The sequence below is a fragment of the Acidobacteriota bacterium genome, from assembly GCA_039030395.1.
Lineage (GTDB): Bacteria > Acidobacteriota > Thermoanaerobaculia > Multivoradales > JBCCEF01 > JBCCEF01.
Genome location: JBCCEF010000026.1, coordinates 34860 through 53130 on the forward strand (window position 1 = coordinate 34860; position 18271 = coordinate 53130).

Annotated in this window: 16 protein-coding genes and 2 tRNA genes; 14 read left to right on the plus strand and 4 right to left on the minus strand. The window is 65.2% G+C overall.

What is annotated here, in order from left to right:
• Positions 1-36: 36 nt before the first annotated feature.
• The 4 genes from AAF481_18055 to AAF481_18070 are packed head-to-tail and all read right to left on the minus strand — an operon-like array spanning position 37 to position 3569.
• The gene (locus AAF481_18055; GenBank protein MEM7483081.1) at positions 37-822 is read right to left on the minus strand and encodes an enoyl-CoA hydratase/isomerase family protein; all 786 of its coding nucleotides are present in this window, start codon (positions 820-822) and stop codon (positions 37-39) included.
• Positions 819-1556, minus strand: coding sequence for a gamma-glutamyl-gamma-aminobutyrate hydrolase family protein (locus tag AAF481_18060; protein ID MEM7483082.1), 738 nt, complete (start codon positions 1554-1556; stop codon positions 819-821). The genes AAF481_18055 and AAF481_18060 overlap by 4 nt, the downstream gene beginning before the upstream one ends.
• Before the next feature lie 16 nt (positions 1557-1572).
• Positions 1573-2754, minus strand: a complete 1182-nt coding sequence (locus AAF481_18065) for a thiolase family protein (GenBank protein MEM7483083.1) — start codon at positions 2752-2754, stop codon at positions 1573-1575.
• Entirely contained in the window at positions 2754-3569 is an 816-nt protein-coding gene (locus tag AAF481_18070; protein ID MEM7483084.1) for an enoyl-CoA hydratase/isomerase family protein, read from the minus strand. The genes AAF481_18065 and AAF481_18070 overlap by 1 nt, the downstream gene beginning before the upstream one ends.
• Positions 3570-4011: 442 nt before the next feature.
• Between AAF481_18070 and AAF481_18075 the strand changes: the two genes are divergently transcribed.
• From AAF481_18075 to AAF481_18140, 14 genes are all read left to right on the plus strand, one after another.
• Complete coding sequence (locus AAF481_18075; protein MEM7483085.1) at positions 4012-4770, plus strand: hypothetical protein; 759 nt, start codon at positions 4012-4014, stop codon at positions 4768-4770.
• A 235-nt stretch (positions 4771-5005) separates the two neighbouring features.
• Entirely contained in the window at positions 5006-5236 is a 231-nt protein-coding gene (gene thiS, locus AAF481_18080; protein ID MEM7483086.1) for a sulfur carrier protein ThiS, read from the plus strand.
• 65 nt (positions 5237-5301) lie between these two features.
• Positions 5302-5377: transfer RNA gene (locus tag AAF481_18085), tRNA-Lys, on the plus strand.
• A gap of 122 nt (positions 5378-5499) precedes the next feature.
• A tRNA-Leu gene (locus tag AAF481_18090) sits at positions 5500-5586 on the plus strand.
• A 56-nt stretch (positions 5587-5642) separates the two neighbouring features.
• Entirely contained in the window at positions 5643-6938 is a 1296-nt protein-coding gene (tig, locus tag AAF481_18095) for a trigger factor (protein ID MEM7483087.1), read from the plus strand.
• Between the two features lie 237 nt (positions 6939-7175).
• Complete coding sequence (locus tag AAF481_18100; protein ID MEM7483088.1) at positions 7176-7781, plus strand: ATP-dependent Clp protease proteolytic subunit; 606 nt, start codon at positions 7176-7178, stop codon at positions 7779-7781.
• A 242-nt stretch (positions 7782-8023) separates the two neighbouring features.
• A complete protein-coding gene (gene clpX, locus AAF481_18105) occupies positions 8024-9262 on the plus strand; it encodes an ATP-dependent Clp protease ATP-binding subunit ClpX (GenBank protein MEM7483089.1) in 1239 nt (412 codons plus the stop codon).
• A gap of 48 nt (positions 9263-9310) precedes the next feature.
• The gene (lon, locus tag AAF481_18110) at positions 9311-11728 is read left to right on the plus strand and encodes an endopeptidase La (GenBank protein ID MEM7483090.1); all 2418 of its coding nucleotides are present in this window, start codon (positions 9311-9313) and stop codon (positions 11726-11728) included.
• Positions 11729-11939: 211 nt separating this feature from the next.
• On the plus strand, positions 11940-12542 hold the full coding sequence (gene yihA / locus AAF481_18115; GenBank protein ID MEM7483091.1) for a ribosome biogenesis GTP-binding protein YihA/YsxC: 603 nt from the start codon (positions 11940-11942) through the stop codon (positions 12540-12542).
• Positions 12539-13855, plus strand: a complete 1317-nt coding sequence (gene rho, locus AAF481_18120) for a transcription termination factor Rho (GenBank protein ID MEM7483092.1) — start codon at positions 12539-12541, stop codon at positions 13853-13855. Before yihA ends, rho begins: the two co-directional genes overlap by 4 nt.
• 6 nt (positions 13856-13861) lie before the next feature.
• Complete coding sequence (locus AAF481_18125; protein ID MEM7483093.1) at positions 13862-14659, plus strand: menaquinone biosynthesis protein; 798 nt, start codon at positions 13862-13864, stop codon at positions 14657-14659.
• A gap of 266 nt (positions 14660-14925) precedes the next feature.
• Positions 14926-16107, plus strand: a complete 1182-nt coding sequence (gene mqnC / locus AAF481_18130) for a cyclic dehypoxanthinyl futalosine synthase (GenBank protein MEM7483094.1) — start codon at positions 14926-14928, stop codon at positions 16105-16107.
• Between the two features lie 222 nt (positions 16108-16329).
• A complete protein-coding gene (locus tag AAF481_18135) occupies positions 16330-16746 on the plus strand; it encodes a hypothetical protein (protein ID MEM7483095.1) in 417 nt (138 codons plus the stop codon).
• A gap of 11 nt (positions 16747-16757) precedes the next feature.
• Positions 16758-18269, plus strand: coding sequence for a hypothetical protein (locus tag AAF481_18140; GenBank protein ID MEM7483096.1), 1512 nt, complete (start codon positions 16758-16760; stop codon positions 18267-18269).
• Positions 18270-18271 lie beyond the last annotated feature (2 nt).

Consider the following 18271-nt stretch of genomic DNA (forward strand, 5'->3'; position numbering starts at 1 on the left):
TTGAGAGTCGAGAGATGAGCCCGGTGGCCGTCGCGGTCAGCGGTGCTTCCAGTCCGGTGCCCGTTTCTCCATAAAAGCGGCGATGCCTTCGTGCATGTCCTCGCACCGGGCTAGTTCTTCCAGATACAACCGCTCGCTCTCACCGACGGCGTGGGCGAAGTTCCCTTCCGTCGTGCGCACGGCGCGCTTGACGAGAGGGGTGACCGCGGCGCTCATGGCGGTGATCTCAGCGGTCAGCTCGGCCACCGCCGCCGGCAGATCCGCCGTCGGCACCAGTCGGTTGATCAGGCCCCAGCGGTGGGCTTCCGTAGCGTTCAGAGTGCGGCCCGTGAGCAGCAGTTCGAGGGTGCGGTGGGTGCCGATGCGCGGCGGATAGAGGGCTGCCGCCCAGGGCGGAAAGCATCCCAGGCGGATCTCCGGTTGGCCAAAGACCGCGTCCTCCGTCGCCACCACCAGGTCACAGGAGGCGGCCAGTTCCATGCCGCCGCCGAGGCAAGCGCCGCGTACCGCGGCGATCGAGACCGCCGGCAGCGCCCGCAGCCGGTGCAGCGCGCCGTGAAAGGTCGCGAGCATTTCCTCGATGCGATCCGGCGTGTGGTCCTGCACCGCCACCCCGGCGGAAAAAGCGCGCTCGCCGCTGGCCTGGACCACCAGTACCTGCGGCGCGGAATCGGCACCGGCGAGGGAGGCCAGGGCGGTGTCCATCTCGCCCAGCGTGGCAAGGTCGAGAATATGGAGCGGCGGGCGCCGGAGTTCCAGGGTCGCCACCGGGCCGGTCCATTCGAGGGCGATGGCGGCCGATTTCTCGGGCGAGGGCGTCACGGTGATTCCCCCGAGTCGTCCGCTGCCTTCAGAAACTCATCCCACAGTGTGCGCTGTTGAGGCAATGCCAGGAGGTCTTCCGGGTGCCACTGGACGGCTCGCACCCACCAATCGCCGGCCGGGCCGCTGGCGCTACCTTCGACCGCCTCGATCAATCCGTCCGGCGAGCGGGCGACGCCCACCAGGCCCGTCGCGAGATCCTTGATCGCCTGGTGATGGCGACTGTTGACCCACGCCGGCTCGCGGCCGAGGATCCGGCCGGTGGCGGTGTCCGGCTCTTCGACCAGCACTTCGTGGGCCAGGGCGTCGAGGGGATGTTCCACTTCGTGTACCGGCGGGCCGCCGCGCTGGGTGGGGATGTCCTGCCACAGGGTGCCGCCCAGGAACACGTTCAAAGACTGAAGGCCCCGACAGATACACCAGGTGGGCACCCGGGCGTCCCGGGCGCCGGCCAGGGATTCGAGGTCGAGCCGATCGCGCTCCGGCTCGGTCTTCACCCGCGAGTCCGGCATCAGGTCCTCGCTGTAGTGGTGCGGCTCCAAGTCGTTGCCGCCGCCCACCAGCAGGCCGCGGGCGCCGAGCACCGTCTCGCGAGCCTCCGCCGCGTCCGTCGGCAACAGCAGCCGGATGTCTTCCGCCGGCACCCCAAGGGTGCGCAGCGCCTCCACGTTCCGGCGCGCTTCGGCGTTGTTCGAGCCGGCGACGACGATCGGTTTCCCGACGGTTGCGCTCACGAGCCGGTCCAGCACATCAGAACCGTTCTACCAGGGCCGCGAGACCCATGCCGCCAGAGACGCACAGGGTCGCGATACCGCGCCGCCGGTCCCGCTCGGCCATGCCGTGGAGCAGAGTGACGAGAAGGCGAGCGCCGGTCGCGCCGATCGGGTGGCCGAGGGCGATGGCGCCGCCGTCCGGATTGACGCGCTCGGGATCGATGTCGATGCCTCCGAGGCAGGCCAGCACCTGGCTGGCGAAGGCCTCGTTGAGCTCCATCTCTTCGATGTCCGAGGTTCCGAGGCCGTGCCGATCGAGCAGTTGAGCCACCGCCGGCACCGGGCCGATGCCCATGATGCGCGGCTCGACCCCGACCACCGACCCGCCGACCAGCCGGGCGACCGGTTCCAGGCCATGCTCCTCCGCCGCTTCGGCCGAAGCCACGATCAATGCGGCGGCGCCGTCGGTGATCCCCGATGCGTTGCCGGCGGTGACCGTGCCGCCGTCGCGGAACACCGGCTTCAGGCGGGCCAGGGATTGCGCCGTCACCCCGTCCCGCGGGTGCTCGTCCGCAGAGATCACCGTCGTCGCCTGGCGGCCGGGGACCTCCACCGGCGCGATTTCCCGCACGAAGCGTCCGCGCTCTCGGGCGGCCTCGCAGCGTTGCTGGCTGCCGGCGGCCCAGCGGTCCGCCGCCGCGCGGTCGATCCCCTGCTCGTCCGCCAATTCCTCGGCGGTTTCGCCCATCACCAGACCGGAGAGCGGGTCGTTGAAGCCGTCGCGGTACATGCCATCGGTCAATTCGGCGTGGCCGAGGCGGTAGCCCCAGCGCGCCCGCGGCAGCATGTAGGGCGTGTTGGACATGCTCTCGGTGCCGCCGGCCAGCACCACCCGGGCTTCGCCCAGGCGGATGGCCCGCGCCGCGGCGAACACCGACTGCAGGCCGGAACCGCAGGCCTGGTTCAAGGTGAAGGCCGGTCGCTCCACCGGCAGGCCGGCGCGGTAGCCGATCTGGCGCGCCGTGTTGGGCCCGCCGCCGGCCTGCCGCCCGTGGCCGAAGATCGCTTGATCGACGGCGGCGGGTTCGAGACCGGCGCGGGTGAGGCAGGCACTCGCCGCCGCCGACCCGAGATCGGCGGCGGACAGAGCGGCCAGGGCGCCGCCGAACCGCCCGATGGGGGTACGGACCGGCGCCGCCAGAACGATCTCTCGTTCCATCAACGGCCCGAGAAAGAGGGCTTGCGCTTCTCGACGTAGGCGTCGAGGCCTTCCGTGGCGTCGGAACTCTCGAACAGCTGCTGCTGGAGTTCGCGCTCAATCGCCAGGCCGCTCTCAAAGGGCACCTCGGCGCCGCTCTGCACCGAACGCTTGATCCGGCCGACGGCCTTCGAGGCGCGATTCGGCGGGCAGAAGCTCTTGGCGAAGTCGTGGATCTCGGCGTCGAAGTCGTCGGCGCTGAAGATCCGGTTGACGATGCCGGCGTCCTCGGCCTGCTCGAAGGTCAACAGGTCGCCGGTGACCATCAGCTCGATGGACTGGCTCTTGCCGATGAGCCGCGCCAGGCGCTGGGTGCCGCCGGTGCCCGGCAGCACGCCGAGGTTGATCTCCGGCAGGCCGACCCGGCCGGCGTCCTTTTTGGCGATGCGCATGTCCGCCGCCATGGCGATCTCCAGGCCGCCGCCGACGGTGTGGCCGTTCAAGGCCGCGATCACCAGCTTGGGGGTTTGCTCCAGGCGGTTTAAGGTCTCGTTGGCGTGCAGGCAAAAGTAGTACTTGAAGCGCGGCTCGGCGTTTTGCAGCATGCTGATGTTGGCGCCGGCGCAGAAGAACTTCTGGCCCATACCGCGCAGCACGATGACGTAAACATCGTGGTCGAAACGGGCGCGCAGAATGCAGTCGTCCAACTCCCGCATCATCTCGTGGGTGTAGGTGTTGGCCGGCGGATCGTCGAGGGTCAGGTAGGCGACGCCCTCCTTGACCTCGTAGTGCACCAACGTCCGTTCAGCTGTCTCATGAGCGGTAGGCTCAGCCATATCTCTCTCCTCGGATTCGAATTTGCGATTTTGGTCCGCGGCTCCTCCGTCGGCCCGAAAGGAACGCGCGTGAATCGGAGACGGCTCCCCGCTTCGCTTTCATCTCCCGGAACGTCTCCTGGAAGCCCTCCTCGAAGGGCACTGGGGAAACCGCGCAAAGATTGTCTCATGCGCGTCAAGGGCCGGCCAACCGACTCATCCGTCGAGGCGCGGGCGGTGGGCCGATCTTGATTGTCCGTCGCCTCGGCCGTAAGATTCGGCCTCAACGTTTCGGTCGGTGAGTTGCGGTATCCGTTGCCGGGAGTCGTCTCGCATCGGCGGAGATCGGCCCCTGACCGCGGCCACCGGTTTCTCTGGTGGTGCGTTTGTGTCTTTTATGCAGTGTTGATCCCGGTATGAATGCCCTCGTCGTCGAACCCCGTTCCTCTGTGAGCCTCGCGCGGTGATCACCGGCTACAACACCGACGTGCGCCACGGCGACGTGGTGCTCCACGTCCAGACCGAGGACAAGGGCGAGAACAATCCCCGCATTGAGAGCCTGGTCTACTTTGGTGGTCAGGTGCTGGCGTCGCGCCGCGCCGAGTACGGCGAGCTGATCGACCAGGGCAAGGAGGCGATCGTCTCGCTGATGGACCGGCAGCACCGGACCATGATCGCCGCCATCCGAAGCGGTCGCCTCGACGACAAGCTGGCCGCCCTACGAGGCGGCAGCCGGTCGAGCGGGCCGGTGATCGTTTCGCCGGACGATCTCCCGAAGGAAGAAGTGGCCAAGGTCGAAATCGACGAGGGCGACGCGACCCACTCGGACACACCGGAGGAAGAGACGAAAGAGGCCGAAGCCGAGGGGCGGGCCGAACAGACCCTCGATCAGGTGATCCTGGAGTACCTGACGAGCGAGGCGGATCAGGAGCACCTACAGCTCGAACTGGAAGACGAACTGAGCCTGATGCTCGGGCAGGCGGCGTCCGTCGCGTTGCGGGCCCAGTCGAGCAAGGGGGCGCGGCCGATCGGTGGCGCCGAGGTGGCGGTCAAGATGATCTCCACCGTCGACGAGCCCAAGACCCTGGCGAGCGGCAGCACCGACGGCGAAGGAGCCCTGCGCCTCGAATTCGAAATTCCCGCCTTGAGTCGGGGCACGGCGGCGTTGATCATCACCGCTTCCAGCTCTATTGGCCGCGCGGAGTTGAAACAGCTTCTTTAGTTTTCGGGGGGCTTTTCAAGCCCTCCGCCCCTAAGAGACGCAAGAAACGCGGTTCTTGGGGCCACACCCCTGCGCGGGCCGCCCCGAGACGGGCCTGAGGGCCCGGCTCGCCTGAGCGGCTCGCGCGCATGCGAAGATTCTCCAGCTACGGGACCTAGCCGATCTCTGACCGGTTCGCCGTGGTGTCGGGAACTTTGGAAATATCTTTGGGTCGTCAGCGGTTCTGGTGCCTCCTATGAGCGAGTCAAGCCCCACGGCGAGCCTCTTGTCCATCACCGTCAACGGCGCAGCGCGCCAAATCGCGATCGGTGCGACCGTCGCGGACCTCCTCGCAGAGCTGGATCGCCACCCGCGGGCGGTGGCGGTGGAGTACAACGGTTTGATCCTGCCGCGGACGGAGTACGGGGCGACCTCATTGGATGAGGGAGATCGCCTGGAGATCGTGCAGTTCGTGCAGGGTGGCTGAGGCCGCCGATTCGCGGCGATTCAGCTTGCCACCCTCCGGGGCTTTGGGTATATTGACGCCTCATTGGGCCGCTAGCTCAACTGGCAGAGCAGCAGACTCTTAATCTGCGGGTTCGGGGTTCGAGTCCCTGGCGGCTCACCAATCATTTGTCGGTACCGATCCGGTCATAGTCACTCCTCAGAAGTGCGATGGTGAGGGGCGAAGCGTCTTTCCGACGGTAGACGGAAGGGCGCGGACCGGTGGCGATGTTTCGCTTCGGGTCGGCGAAAGTGGCGGAATTGGTATACGCGCTAGACTTAGGATCTAGTCCCGGAAACGGGTTGGGGGTTCGAGTCCCCCCTTTCGCACCAGCTCAGTCCCCATTTTTCTCAAGTCCTTCCGTTCAAAGCCCGAGAGGTAGCTCGCGATGACCGTTCTCGCCATCGAAACCGTTGGACCCTGTAAGAAGCAGCTCCATATCGAGGTGCCCGCCGCGACGGTCGACCGAGAGGTCGGCAAAGTGGTGGCGGATCTCGGCAAGCGCGCCAAGCTGCCGGGCTTCCGGCAGGGCAAGATCCCGGCCGGTGTGGTGCGCCAGCGCTTCAAGGACGACATCCGTCAGGAGGTCATCGAGCGGATCATCCCCAAGGCCTGGGAGGCGGCGGAGAAGGAGAGCGACCTGGACGGCTTGGCGGCGCCGCATGTCGATGAGGTCGGCGAATTCGTTGCCGGCGAGCCTTTCATTTTCAAGGCGTCGATCGAGGTGCGGCCGGAGTTCGAGTTGGGCAGCCTGGAAGACTTCGACCTGCCGGAGCGCGACGAGGAGCCGAGCGAGGCGGAGGTCACCGAGGCCCTTGACAATATCCGCCGGCAGGTCGCCGACTGGGTGACCGTGGAGCGGCCGGCGGCGCGCGGCGACAAAGTCAAGACGATGATTGAAGAGGTGACCGAAAACGCGGAGTCCGAAGCGACGGAAGCGGCGGGTGGGGAAGAGGCCCCAGAGATCGCTTCCGAAGCGCAAGAGATCGAGGTCGAGATCGGCAACGAACAGATCTGGGAAGAGCTGTCTCTCGCCCTCACCGGCCTGGCGGTGGGCCAGCGCGGCTCCTTCAGCCGTCCCGAGGGGGAAGGCGACGAGGCGCGGGTGCGGAGCTTTGAAGTGGAAGTGGTCTCCGTCGAAGAGCGCGACCTACCGGAGCTCGACGATGAATTCGCCGCCAAAGTCGGCGAGTTCGAAACCGTGGACGCCCTCAAAGAAGAGGTCATCGCCGGCGTGCGACGACAGAAGACCGAGGCGAGCGACCGCGCACGCCACCAGGCCCTGCGGGAGCAGCTTCGGGCGCGCCACCCGATGGAGCTGCCTGTGGGCGTGGTCGATCACGAGATCCAGCTCGTGCTGCGCGACTACGCCGGCGAGCTGCAGCGCCGCGGGGTGGATCTCGAGAACGCCGGCCTCAACTGGCAGGAAATGGGCGATCAGGCCCGCCCACAGGCGGAGCAGCGGGTGCAGGAGCGCTTGATTCTGGACCGCATCGCCGAGGTGAAAGAGATCGAGGTCGGGCCGGACCGGGTGGACGCCGCGCTGGCGACCATCGCCCGGGTACAGGGCGAGCGGGCGGAGTCCCTGCGCGCCGCCTTCGAGCGCGACGGCCGGATGGAGGGCTTGATTCGCCAGCTCCGCCGGGAGCGCACGGTGCGCAGCCTATTGGGCGACGAATCTTAGGGGTGCAGAACGCCCCCCTCGGCCGAAAAGTGCGATTTTTCGGCCTCACCCCCGTCCTCGGCGGGCAAGCGCCCGCCGCCGAGCCCTCTGGGCTCGGAAGCAGGCTGCTACCCACGATTTGGGCAGTCTGCGCGTCGAACCAGATGACTTGGAAACTTTGAGTCATGAGAAGGTAAAACGACCAGGAGTTCGACCACGGAAGGTCGACCTACCGCGAAGGGAAGGTACTTTTAAGACATGCTGATTCCGATGGTGGTGGAGCAGACCAACCGGGGCGAGCGCGCCTTCGATATTTACTCGCGCTTGCTCAAGGACAACATCATCTTTTTGGGCCGGGCGATCGACGATGAAGTGGCAAGCCTGATGATCGCCCAGATGCTCTTCCTCGAGGCCGAGAATCCCGAGAAGGACATTTCCCTGTACATCAACTCGCCCGGCGGTGTCACCACCGCCGGCTTCGCTATCTACGACACCATGCAGTACATCAAGCCGGATGTGGCGACCTATTGCACGGGCCAGGCGGCGTCCTTCGCGGCGGTGCTGCTGGCGGCCGGTACGCCGGGCAAGCGGACCATCTTGCCGAACAGCCGGGTGCTCATTCACCAGCCCTGGGTGCAGGGCATCGGCGGCCAGCAGACAGACATTGAGATCCACGCCAAGGACATGCTGTCGATCCGCGATCGATTGGACGAGCTGCTGGCCCAGCATACCGGCCAGAGCAAGGAGAAGATCCACGAGGACACCGAGCGGGACAGGATTCTCAGCGCCGACGAGGCGGTGGAGTACGGCCTGGTGGATCGGGTGATGACCTTGCGCCCGGACGGGCCGAAGGCTCAGGACTGATCGCCGCCCCGGAAATACCCGTGGGGGGCACCTTGTTATAGAGGGCGCCACGGCGGAGAGATTTTCGAGCATCCGAACGGGCCGGAAGGGCCCGTTCAAGTCTTGCCGCAACACCCAGCCGATCCGCGCCATCAAGGTTGACGCCAAACGGGATCGCCCGTACCATCGGCTGGAGGTGCGGTTTCGCCATCGATGCATTTTCTGTGGGTGGATGAATCCGCCGATCCGACACCGGAGGAGACATGCCGAAGAAAGACAGCGGCGACGAGGTTCTGAGGTGCTCGTTCTGCAATAAGAGCCAGCGCGAGGTCAAGAAGCTGATCGCCGGGCCGACGGTATTTATTTGCGACGAGTGCGTCGACATCTGCCTCGACATCATCGCCGAGGATCGGATGTTGGAGCAGCAGCAGGACACCACCCTGCCCAAGCCCCAGGAGATCAAGGCCCTCCTCGACGACTACGTGATCGGACAGGAACAGGCCAAGAAAAAGCTGGCCGTCGCCGTCTACAACCACTACAAGCGCATCGACTTTGCCGAGAAGGCCCACAGCGAGGTGGAACTGCACAAGTCGAACATCCTGCTGATCGGCCCGACGGGCACCGGCAAAACCCTGCTGGCCCAGACGCTGGCCAAGCTGCTCTCGGTGCCCTTCACCATCGCCGACGCCACCACTCTGACCGAAGCCGGCTACGTGGGTGAGGATGTCGAAAACATCATCCTCAAGCTCTACCAGGCCTCCGGAAACGACAAAGAGAAGACCCAGCGGGGCATCGTCTACATTGACGAGGTGGACAAGATCTGCCGCAAGGGCGATAACCCGTCGATCACCCGCGACGTCTCCGGCGAGGGCGTCCAGCAGGCGCTGTTGAAAATCCTCGAAGGTACCCAGTGCAATGTGCCGCCGCAGGGCGGCCGCAAGCACCCGCACCAGGAGTTCCTGCAAATCGACACGACCAACATCCTGTTCATCTGCGGCGGCGCCTTCGTCGGCATGGAAGAGCAGATCGGCCGTCGCATGAATGAGAAGAGCCTGGGTTTCGGCGCCGACGTCAAGTCGGCCAAGGAAGAGCCCGCCGGTCGCCTGTTGCAGCACGTGCTGCCGGAAGACCTGATCAAATTTGGACTGATCCCGGAGTTCGTCGGCCGCCTGCCGGTGGTGGCGACCCTGGAGCAGCTCGACGAGCACGCCTTGGTGCGAATTCTGAAAGAGCCCAAGAACAGCCTGCTCAAGCAGTACCAGACCATCTTCGAGTTCGAAGGCGTGGAGCTGGAGTTCACCGACGGCGCGCTCCAGGCGATCGCTCAAGAGGCGATCAAGCGCAACGTTGGCGCCCGTGGCCTGCGCATCATCCTCGAAGAGTTGATGTTGGATTTGATGTACACCGTTCCTTCGCAGCGCGACATCAAGAAGTGCATGATCAACGAAGACGTCGTCGCGCGTAGCGTCGATCCCCTCACCCTCTTGAAGAAGGCCGGCTGAGCGAGGGGCGCTTTCCCACGCGCCCCGCCCTCCCGCCGGACCCCCTACATGGCTTCAACTTTCGTTCAGACCCAAGTCGAGAAGCTGCCGCTCGTCCCGCTGCGGGACATGGTGGTCTTCCCCCACATGATGGCGCCTTTCATCGTCGGCCGGGAAAGCTCCGTGCGAGCCCTGGAGCAGACCCTGGCGACCTCCGCCAAGCAGATCTTCCTGGTCGCTCAGAAAGACCCGAAAATCGACGAGCCGGTGCGCGACGACATCTTCGAGATCGGTGTGATGGCGTCGGTGATCCAGAACTTGAAGCTGCCCAACGGCAACGTCAAGGTGATGGTCGAAGGGGTGCGCCGCGGCCGAGTGCTCGACGTCTTCGAGGAAGACGGCGCGATGTGGGTCGAGGTGGAGACCTTGGCCGGAGACTTCCCGGCGAGCGAAGAACTCCAGATGTACATCACCAAGGTGCTGTCGGCCTTCGAGCAGTACGCCAAGATGTCGCACCATCTGGCCTTCGAAGGCCTGATGTCGACCTTGAAGGTCGATGATCCGGACCGCTTCGCGGACATGCTGTCGGCGCACCTGATGGTCGCCACCACGGAGAAGCAGTCCCTGCTGGAACTGGTCAACCCCTACGAGCGTCTGCAGCGCCTGCACGATCTGCTGGACGTCGAGATCGAGAAGATCAATCTCGACAAGCGGATCAACGTCAAGGTCAAGAAGCAGATGGAGAAGGCCCAGAAAGAGTACTACCTCAACGAGAAGATCAAGGCGATCCACCAGGAACTGGGGCGCAAGGACGATCGCGGCGACGAGGTGGCGGAACTCAAGGAGAAGATCGAGAACGCCGGTCTGCCGAAGGAGGCGCTGGAGAAGGCCGAGCAGGAGCTCAAGCGCCTGGAGTCGATGCCGCCGGTGTCCGCCGAGGCCACCGTGTCGCGCAACTACATCGACTGGCTGGTCAGCGTGCCGTGGAAGAAAAAGAGCCGCGAGCAGAAAGACCTGGACCAGGCCGAGCAGATTCTCGACGAGGACCACTACGGGCTGGAAAAGATCAAGGAGCGGATTCTGGAGTTCCTGGCCGTCCGCCAACTGGTCGGCCAGACCAAGAGTTCGATCATCTGCTTCGTCGGACCGCCGGGCGTCGGCAAATCGTCCCTCGCCAAATCCATCGCCCGGGCGATGTCGCGCAAATTTGTGCGCCTGTCTCTGGGCGGCGTACGGGACGAAGCGGAGATCCGCGGTCACCGCCGTACCTATATCGGCGCCTTCCCGGGGCAGATCATCCAGATGATGAAGAAGGCCAGTACATTGAATCCGGTCTTCCTGCTCGACGAGATCGACAAGATGTCGATGGACTTCCGCGGCGATCCGTCGTCAGCGCTTCTCGAAGTGCTCGATCCGGAGCAGAACGACGCCTTCGTCGACCACTACCTGGACGTCGAATACGACCTTTCGAAGGTGATGTTCATTGCCACGGCCAACGTTTCGCACCCCATCCCGGCGCCGCTCCTGGACCGCATGGAAGTGATCCAGCTCTCCGGCTACACGCTGAACGAGAAACTGGCCATCGCCAAGCAATTCCTGGTGCCCAAGCAGCTCGAAGCTCACGGCCTGTCGGCCGACCAGGTGACCTTCGAGGACGAGGCGTTGCGGGTATTGTCCGAGGGCTACACTCGCGAGGCGGGAGTCCGCAACCTCGAACGAGAGATCGGTTCCGTTTGCCGCAAGCTCGCCCGCCGGGTGGTCCAGGAGGGCGAAGAGCTGGAGATGGAAGTGGCGCCGGAGACCATCGGCGAGTTGCTGGGCAAGCCCAAGCACCGCCCCCGCCGCAAGGCAGAAGAGTCCGAAGTCGGCGTCTGTACCGGCCTCGCCTGGACCCAGGCCGGCGGCGAACTGCTGGAGACCGAGATCGGCCTGATGAAAGGCAAAGGCAAATTGATCCTCACCGGCAAGCTGGGCGACGTGATGCAGGAATCCGCCCGGGCTGCGGTCTCCTACCTGCGCAGCCGGGCAGAGATTCTGGGGGTGGACACGGAGTTCAACGAAATCTACGACCTGCACATCCACGTACCTGAAGGGGCGATCCCGAAGGACGGCCCGTCCGCCGGCATCACCATGGCGACGGCGTTGGTCTCGGCCCTCACCCAGGTACCCGTTCGCAAGGACATTGCGATGACCGGCGAGATCACCCTGCGGGGCAAGGTCTTGCCTGTGGGCGGAATCAAGGATAAGGTTCTAGGTGCCTTCCGCGCCGGCATTACGGAGGTCATCCTTCCCAACGAGAACGAGAAGGACCTCGAGGACATCCCCCAAGAGGTGTTGGACGTCCTGGACGTGCATCTGGTTTCCTCGATGGACGAGGTGCTCCGGCTGGCTCTCGATGGCGAGGTGACCTCGCCGCCGCAGGGCGAAGGCAAGTTCAACGAGGCGGCTCCCGAGCCGCCGGTGGGGCCGGACACGCTGGCCCACTGATCGCAAGAGGCCCGGCAGCGAAGGGGCTTTCGGATCGAGGGGGCGCCTAGCCCCCTAGGCAAGGAACCGCTAGCAGGCTGACTGAATCCAGCGGCGAAGCCGTGATTCGGTAGCGGCTAACGCGGATCGATTCCGACGAACAGTCTTTGAAGTCTTTGTAGCGCTCGCCCTCTTTGGGGAGCGCACGGTGGGTCCAAAGGGCGCACAGGCAATGAAGATCGACGATGCACGGCTTGCCCTGTCGGCCCACACCGAGCGGATGCTGTTGCGCGACGGGCGCCCGGAGGTGGTTTTTGCGGGGCGCTCGAACGTCGGCAAGTCCAGTCTGCTCAACCGGTTGCTGGGCCGCAAGGATCTGGCCCACACCGGCTCGAAGCCGGGCCGGACGCGGTCGGTCAATTATTTTCTCATCAACGACCGTCTGTATTTCGTTGACCTGCCCGGCTACGGCTATGCCAAGGCGGCGAAACAAGAGCGGCGACGATGGGCCGAGTTGATCGACCACTACCTGCGGCAGGCATTGCCCGGAGCGTTGGTGGTGCTGCTGGTCGATACGAAGGTCGGCGCGACGGAGCTGGATATCCAGGCCTACGAGTATCTGGACAGCCTGGGTGGTGACATCCAAGTAGTGGCCACGAAGTGCGATCGCGTGCCTCGCGGCAAGAGATCGAAGATGTTGGCGGAAGTCCGCCGCACCTTGGACCTCGACTCGACAACACGAGTCGTTCCGGTGTCAGCCCGCACCGGCGACGGAATCAAAGAGCTGTGGAGCGTGATTGCTCAACGGGCCCTCTCAACCGGAGCGGAAAAGTGACTGCGAAACCCAGAAAGAATCAGCAAAAAGGACATCGCCAACAGGACAAGAGGCGCGAACCGGCCCTCGATATCCGTGCTCTGAAGGAAATGAGCATTTCGCAGCTCAGCGGTATCGCGAAGGATCTCGGCGTGGAAGGCGCTGCCGGTATGCGCAAGCAGGAGCTGATGTTCAAGATCCTGCAGGCGCAAACGGAGAAGAGCGGCCTGATCTTCGCCGAAGGGGTGCTCGAATGTCTGCCGGACGGCTTCGGCTTCCTGCGGGCGCCGGAATACAACTACCTGCCCGGACCGGACGACATCTACGTCAGCCCGAGCCAGATCCGGCGGTTCGACCTGCGCACCGGCGACACCGTCTCCGGCCAGGTGCGCCAGCCGAAGGAGGGCGAGCGCTACTTCGCCCTGATCAAGGTCGAAGCGGTCAACTTCGAGCACCCGGAAGCGGCCCGCAACAAGATCTTCTTCGACAACCTCACTCCGCTCTACCCGGAAGAGCGCCTGGTGCTGGAAGTTCCCGGCGACATGGCGTCCCGGGTGATGGACCTGGCTACACCTATGGGGAAAGGCCAGAGAGCGCTGATCGTCGCGCCGCCCCGTACCGGCAAGACGATGCTGCTGCAGTCGATCGCTCACTCGCTGGAGAAGAACCACCCGGAGGTGATCTTGATCGTGCTGCTGATCGACGAGCGCCCGGAAGAGGTGACCGACATGCAGCGCTCGGTGCAGGGAGAGGTGGTGTCTTCGACCTTCGACGAGCCGGCGACCCGCCACGTGCAGGTGGCTGAGATGGTGATCGAAAAGGCCAAGCGGCTGATCGAGCACCGCAAGGATGTCGTGATTCTCCTGGACTCCATTACCCGTCTGGCACGCGCTTACAACACCGTGCAGCCGCCTTCCGGCAAGGTGCTTTCCGGTGGTATCGACGCCAATGCCCTGCATCGGCCGAAGCGATTTTTCGGCGCCGCCCGCAACATCGAGGAGGGCGGTTCGCTGACCATCATCGCCACCGCCCTGGTGGATACCGGCAGCCGCATGGACGACGTGATTTTCGAAGAGTTCAAGGGCACCGGCAACTGCGAGATCCACCTCGACCGCAAGCTGGTGGAGAAGCGCGTCTTTCCGGCCATCGACATCAACAAGTCCGGCACCCGTAAGGAAGAGCTGTTGATGCCCGAGGACGAGCTGCGCCGGGTGTGGGTGCTGCGCAAGGTGCTGAACCCGCTGTCGACCGTCGAGTCGATGGAACTGCTGCTCGACAAGCTGTCGAAGACCAAGGCCAATCAGGACTTCCTGAATGCCATGTCCAGAAAGTAAGATTCATTGCCCAAGCTGCGCGTTGGCATCGTCAACTACCTGAACAGTAAGCCACTGGCTTGGGGGTTTCTCAAGGGGCATCACGCCAACCTGTTCCGGCCGAGCTATCATCCGCCGGCCCTGGTGGCGCGCCTGCTGGACCAGGGCGGCCTCGACATCGGTCTGATCCCCTCCATCGAGGTCGCGCGGATCCCCGATCTCCAGATCATCCCGGACCTGTGCGTCGCTGCCGAGCAGGAAGTGCGGAGCGTGCTTCTAATCTCCCGCAAACCGATGGACGAGGTGCGCACCGTCGCCCTCGATCACCACAGCCGCACTTCCGCAGCGCTCGCCACCATCGTGCTGCGAGAGCGCTACGGGCGGGATCCGGAGACGGTGACCGCCGCCCCGGAGATCGATCGCATGATGGAGCGGGCGGACGCCGCCCTGATCATCGGCGATCCGGCACTGACCGTTGACCGCGACCGCTATCTGGTCCTCGACCTGGCGGCCGAATGGGTGGCCCTGACCGGCCTGCCCTTCGTTTTCGCGGTGTGGGCGGTGCGCTCGCAGGTCCACTTCGCGGATCTCGCCTACTACTTCAAGGCCAGCCTGCGGCTCGGCCTCGGGTCCCTCGACACGCTGGTGCGCGAAGCGGCCGCGGAACTCGACCTCGACACCTCCGAAGTGCGCTCGTACCTGACCGAGAATCTGAGCTTCTTCCTGCGCGACGAACAGCGCCGCGGCCTCGAAGAGTTCTACCGCCGAGCGCAGGCCAACGGCTTGATCGAAGCAATTCCTGCGCTCGTCTTCCGAGACCCTTGAAGGGTGGTGCCCGTAGGAGGTCGGTCGATCTCCTAGCCACTCCCGAACTGTCTTGTGGGAGCTGCTCGAGCTACCAGGGAAAGGCGCTCCGAGCCCGGAGGGCGAGGCGGCGGCGGAAGCCGCCGAAGATGGGGTGAGCCCGAAAAATCCATTTTCGGGCGAGGGGGGCGCTCAGCCCACCTGAAGAAAATCAGGCTAGAAGGCCGCTGAAATCGTGCGCGAAGCGCTTAGTCAGCGGCCTGCTAGCTGCTAAGATCGGAGCCATCATGGATTGGTCACCTTCCGGACGCCCCGTACCCCAGATTCTCGAAGACGCCCTCGCCGGACGTCGGATTTCCGCCGGCGACGCCCACACCCTGTTGGTCGAAGGCGATCTGCTGGAGCTCGGCATGGCGGCGGACGAGGTGCGCAACCGGTTCAACCCTCCGGCAGTGGCGACCTACAACATCGATCGCAACATCAACTACACCAACGTCTGCGTCTACAAGTGTCGCTTCTGCGCCTTTTATCGCAAGCCCGGCGATCCGGAAGGCTACCTGCTGCCGCACGAAGAGATCGGCAAGAAGATCGAAGAGACCCTGGCTTTGAACGGCACCGGCATCCTGATGCAGGGGGGCGTGCATCCGGAGCTGCGGCTGTCGTACTACGTCGACCTGCTGAACTTCATCCGCGACCACTATCCGGAGGTCCACATCCACGCCTTCTCGCCGCCGGAGGTGAAGTTCATCGCCCGAAAGGAGCGGATGAGCTTCTATGACGTGGTGGCGGCCCTGAAGGACGCCGGCTTACAGTCCATCCCCGGCGGCGGCGCGGAGATCCTTTCGGACGTGACTCGCAAGCGGGTGTTGGCCCAGCCCAAGACTTCCGCTGACGAGTGGATCGACATCATGCGCCAGGCCCACCGGAACGGTCTGCGCACCTCCTCCACCATGATGTACGGCATGGGCGAGCCGCTCGAAGCCCGGGTAGAGCACTTCCAGCGCATCCGAGACCTGCAGGACGAAACCGATGGCTTCACCGCCTTCATCTCTTGGACCTTCCAACACGACAACACCGACCTGCCGGACATTCCCGAGACCTACGCCGACGAGTACCTGAAGACTCTCGCCGTGTCGCGGCTGTTCATGGACAACATCGTGCACCTGCAGACCAGCTGGGTGACCCAGGGCAAGAAGATCGGCCAGGCCGGCCTGCGCTTCGGTGCCGACGACATGGGATCGATCATGATCGAGGAGAACGTCGTCTCCGCCGCCGGCACTGCCTACAAGATGAGCCAGGCGGAAATGGAGCACCTGATCCGCTCCGCCGGCTACCAGCCCAAGCAGCGCACCAATCTCTACGAGCGCTTCGTCACCGCCGCCGACACCGCTGCCACGGCGGAACTCTATCGGCCGGCCCTGACCGCCGCGAATCGCTCGCTGGCCGGCGGTTTGCCGGTGGTGGTCTAGAGAACGACTCCCACGATCTCGTCTTTGAGTCGCTGGTAAATCTTGAGGCCGTCGCGAGAGCCGCAACCGGATCGCCGAGCCCCTGGCGCCCGCCGGTTTACACACCCAAGAAATTGAGCGCGAGGCTTCGGCATCGGGGAGTTTCTACCCTCTGGAACAACCTTCCAGACTCCGCCCCCGGTAGGATCTGAATCGTCTTTCTTGGTCCCCCGAGACTCCGTGATGATTCAGCACTTTGCCCTCGTCTTCCTCTGCCTCGCTTCCCCCCTGCTCCTTGCCTCCCTGATCCTCGGCGGCCGTTGGGGGGAGATCGTCTTCCTGGTGCTTTCGCTGCTCTTTCCGCTGGCCTTGATCGCCCTTGGCCTGCGTCGCGACCGAGCAGCGGGTGCGGTGGGCTGGATGCTGGGAGGTCTGGCGGTGGTGCTCCTCGGTTCCGCTGGAGCGATGGTCTTCGCCACCGGCGCGGAGCAAGCGCTGGTGGCGGGCCTGCCCCTTGGAGGCGCCCTGATGCTGTACGGCATGGGGCTGCTGCCGCTGCTGCTGGTGCCGTGGATCTACGCCGTGACCTTTCGCTGCCACGGTCTGACGGAGGAGGACTTGCGATCCCTGCGATCCCTGCGCTCCCGGGACGGTGAGTAGGCCTTCGGTCGATGGACATCCTGCACAAACCGCTGATACTAGCGACCATCGCCCTCTACGGCCTGTTCGTCGTCGCCGTGGGCGTCTGGGCCCTACGGCGCACCGCCGGTCCGCGGGACTTCTTCATCGCCGGCCAGCGCCTGGGCCTGTGGGTGACCGGGGTCGCCACCATGTCCGCCGCCTTCAGCGGCTTCGTCTTCCTCGGCGGGCCGGGGCTGACCTATCGGTTGGGCTTGGGCTCCCTGTTCATCGTCTTGCCGGTGGGGTTGACCGGCGGCATGCTGTGCTGGTGCGTCGGCAAGCGCCTGCGGCTTTTGGCGGAGGTGCGCGAGGTCTACACCGTGCCGGATGCCCTGGCGGCTCGCTTCGGCGGCCGCGGACCGGCCGGCTGGGCCGCGGTGGCGGTGGCGGTGGGGAGCGTCGGCTACCTTGGGGCGCAGTTCCTCGCCCTCGGCCGGCTGCTCGAAGTGCTGCTCGGCGGGCGCGAAGCCCTCGGTCCCTGGAGCCTGGCCCTGGCCATGGCCCTCGGCTTGGCGGTGGTGCTGTTCTACTCCGTGGCCGGCGGCATGGTGGCGGGGGTCTATACGGACTTCTTCCAGGGCCTGTTGATGCTCGGGGCCGCCGGGGGCGTCTTCTACTACGCCCTCCGGTCCGTCGGCGGCTGGCGCTCCATGACCGAGGCGATCGCCGGCTCGGGAAGCTTCGGCACGGGCTTTCTCGAACCCTTCGGCACCCTGCCGGTGCTCGCCGGGCTGGGGTTCTTCTTCGTCTTTGGCGTCGGTACCCTCGGTCAGCCGCACATGCTGCACAAGTTTTACATGCTCAAAGACCCCGAAAAGCTGCGCTGGCTGCCGCTGGTGCTGGGAGCCTCTCAGGCGCTGTGCGTGCTGATCTGGCTCGGCATCGGCCTGGCGGTGCCGGCGCTGGTGGCGACCGGTGAGCTGGCGCCTCTCGCCACGGCCGACGACGCGGCGCCGCTTTTTCTGCTCTCCCACACGCCGCAGGTGCTCGCCGGGCTGGTCTGCGCCGGCATTCTAGCGGCGATCATGTCCACCGCCGACTCTTTCGTGAACATCGGTTCTGCGGCCCTGGTGCGAGACCTGCCACGGGCCTTCGGCCGACCGCTGGCCGACGAATTTCGCTGGGGACGCAGGGCGAGCGTCGGGGTGGCGCTGCTGGCGGGAGTCGTCGCCTACTTCTATGACGACCTGATCGCTCTTCTCGGCACCTTCGCCTTCGGCACCTTCGCCGCCGCCCTGGTGCCTGCTCTGGCGGTGGGTCTCAACTGGCGGCGGGTGACCTCGCGGGCCGCCACCGCGTCCATCGCCACCGGCACGGTCGCCAACCTCGGCCTCGAAGGGCTCTCGCGCTACGAAGTGCTGCCCCTCGCGCCGGGTGCCATGCCGTCGGCCGTCGCCCTGGCGGCCTCCTTCACGGTGCTCTTCGCCGTGACCCTCGCGACCCCGGCGTCCGAGTCTCGGCCTACGCTGCCGCCGGATCTCGACCGGGCACTCTCCCTTTGAGC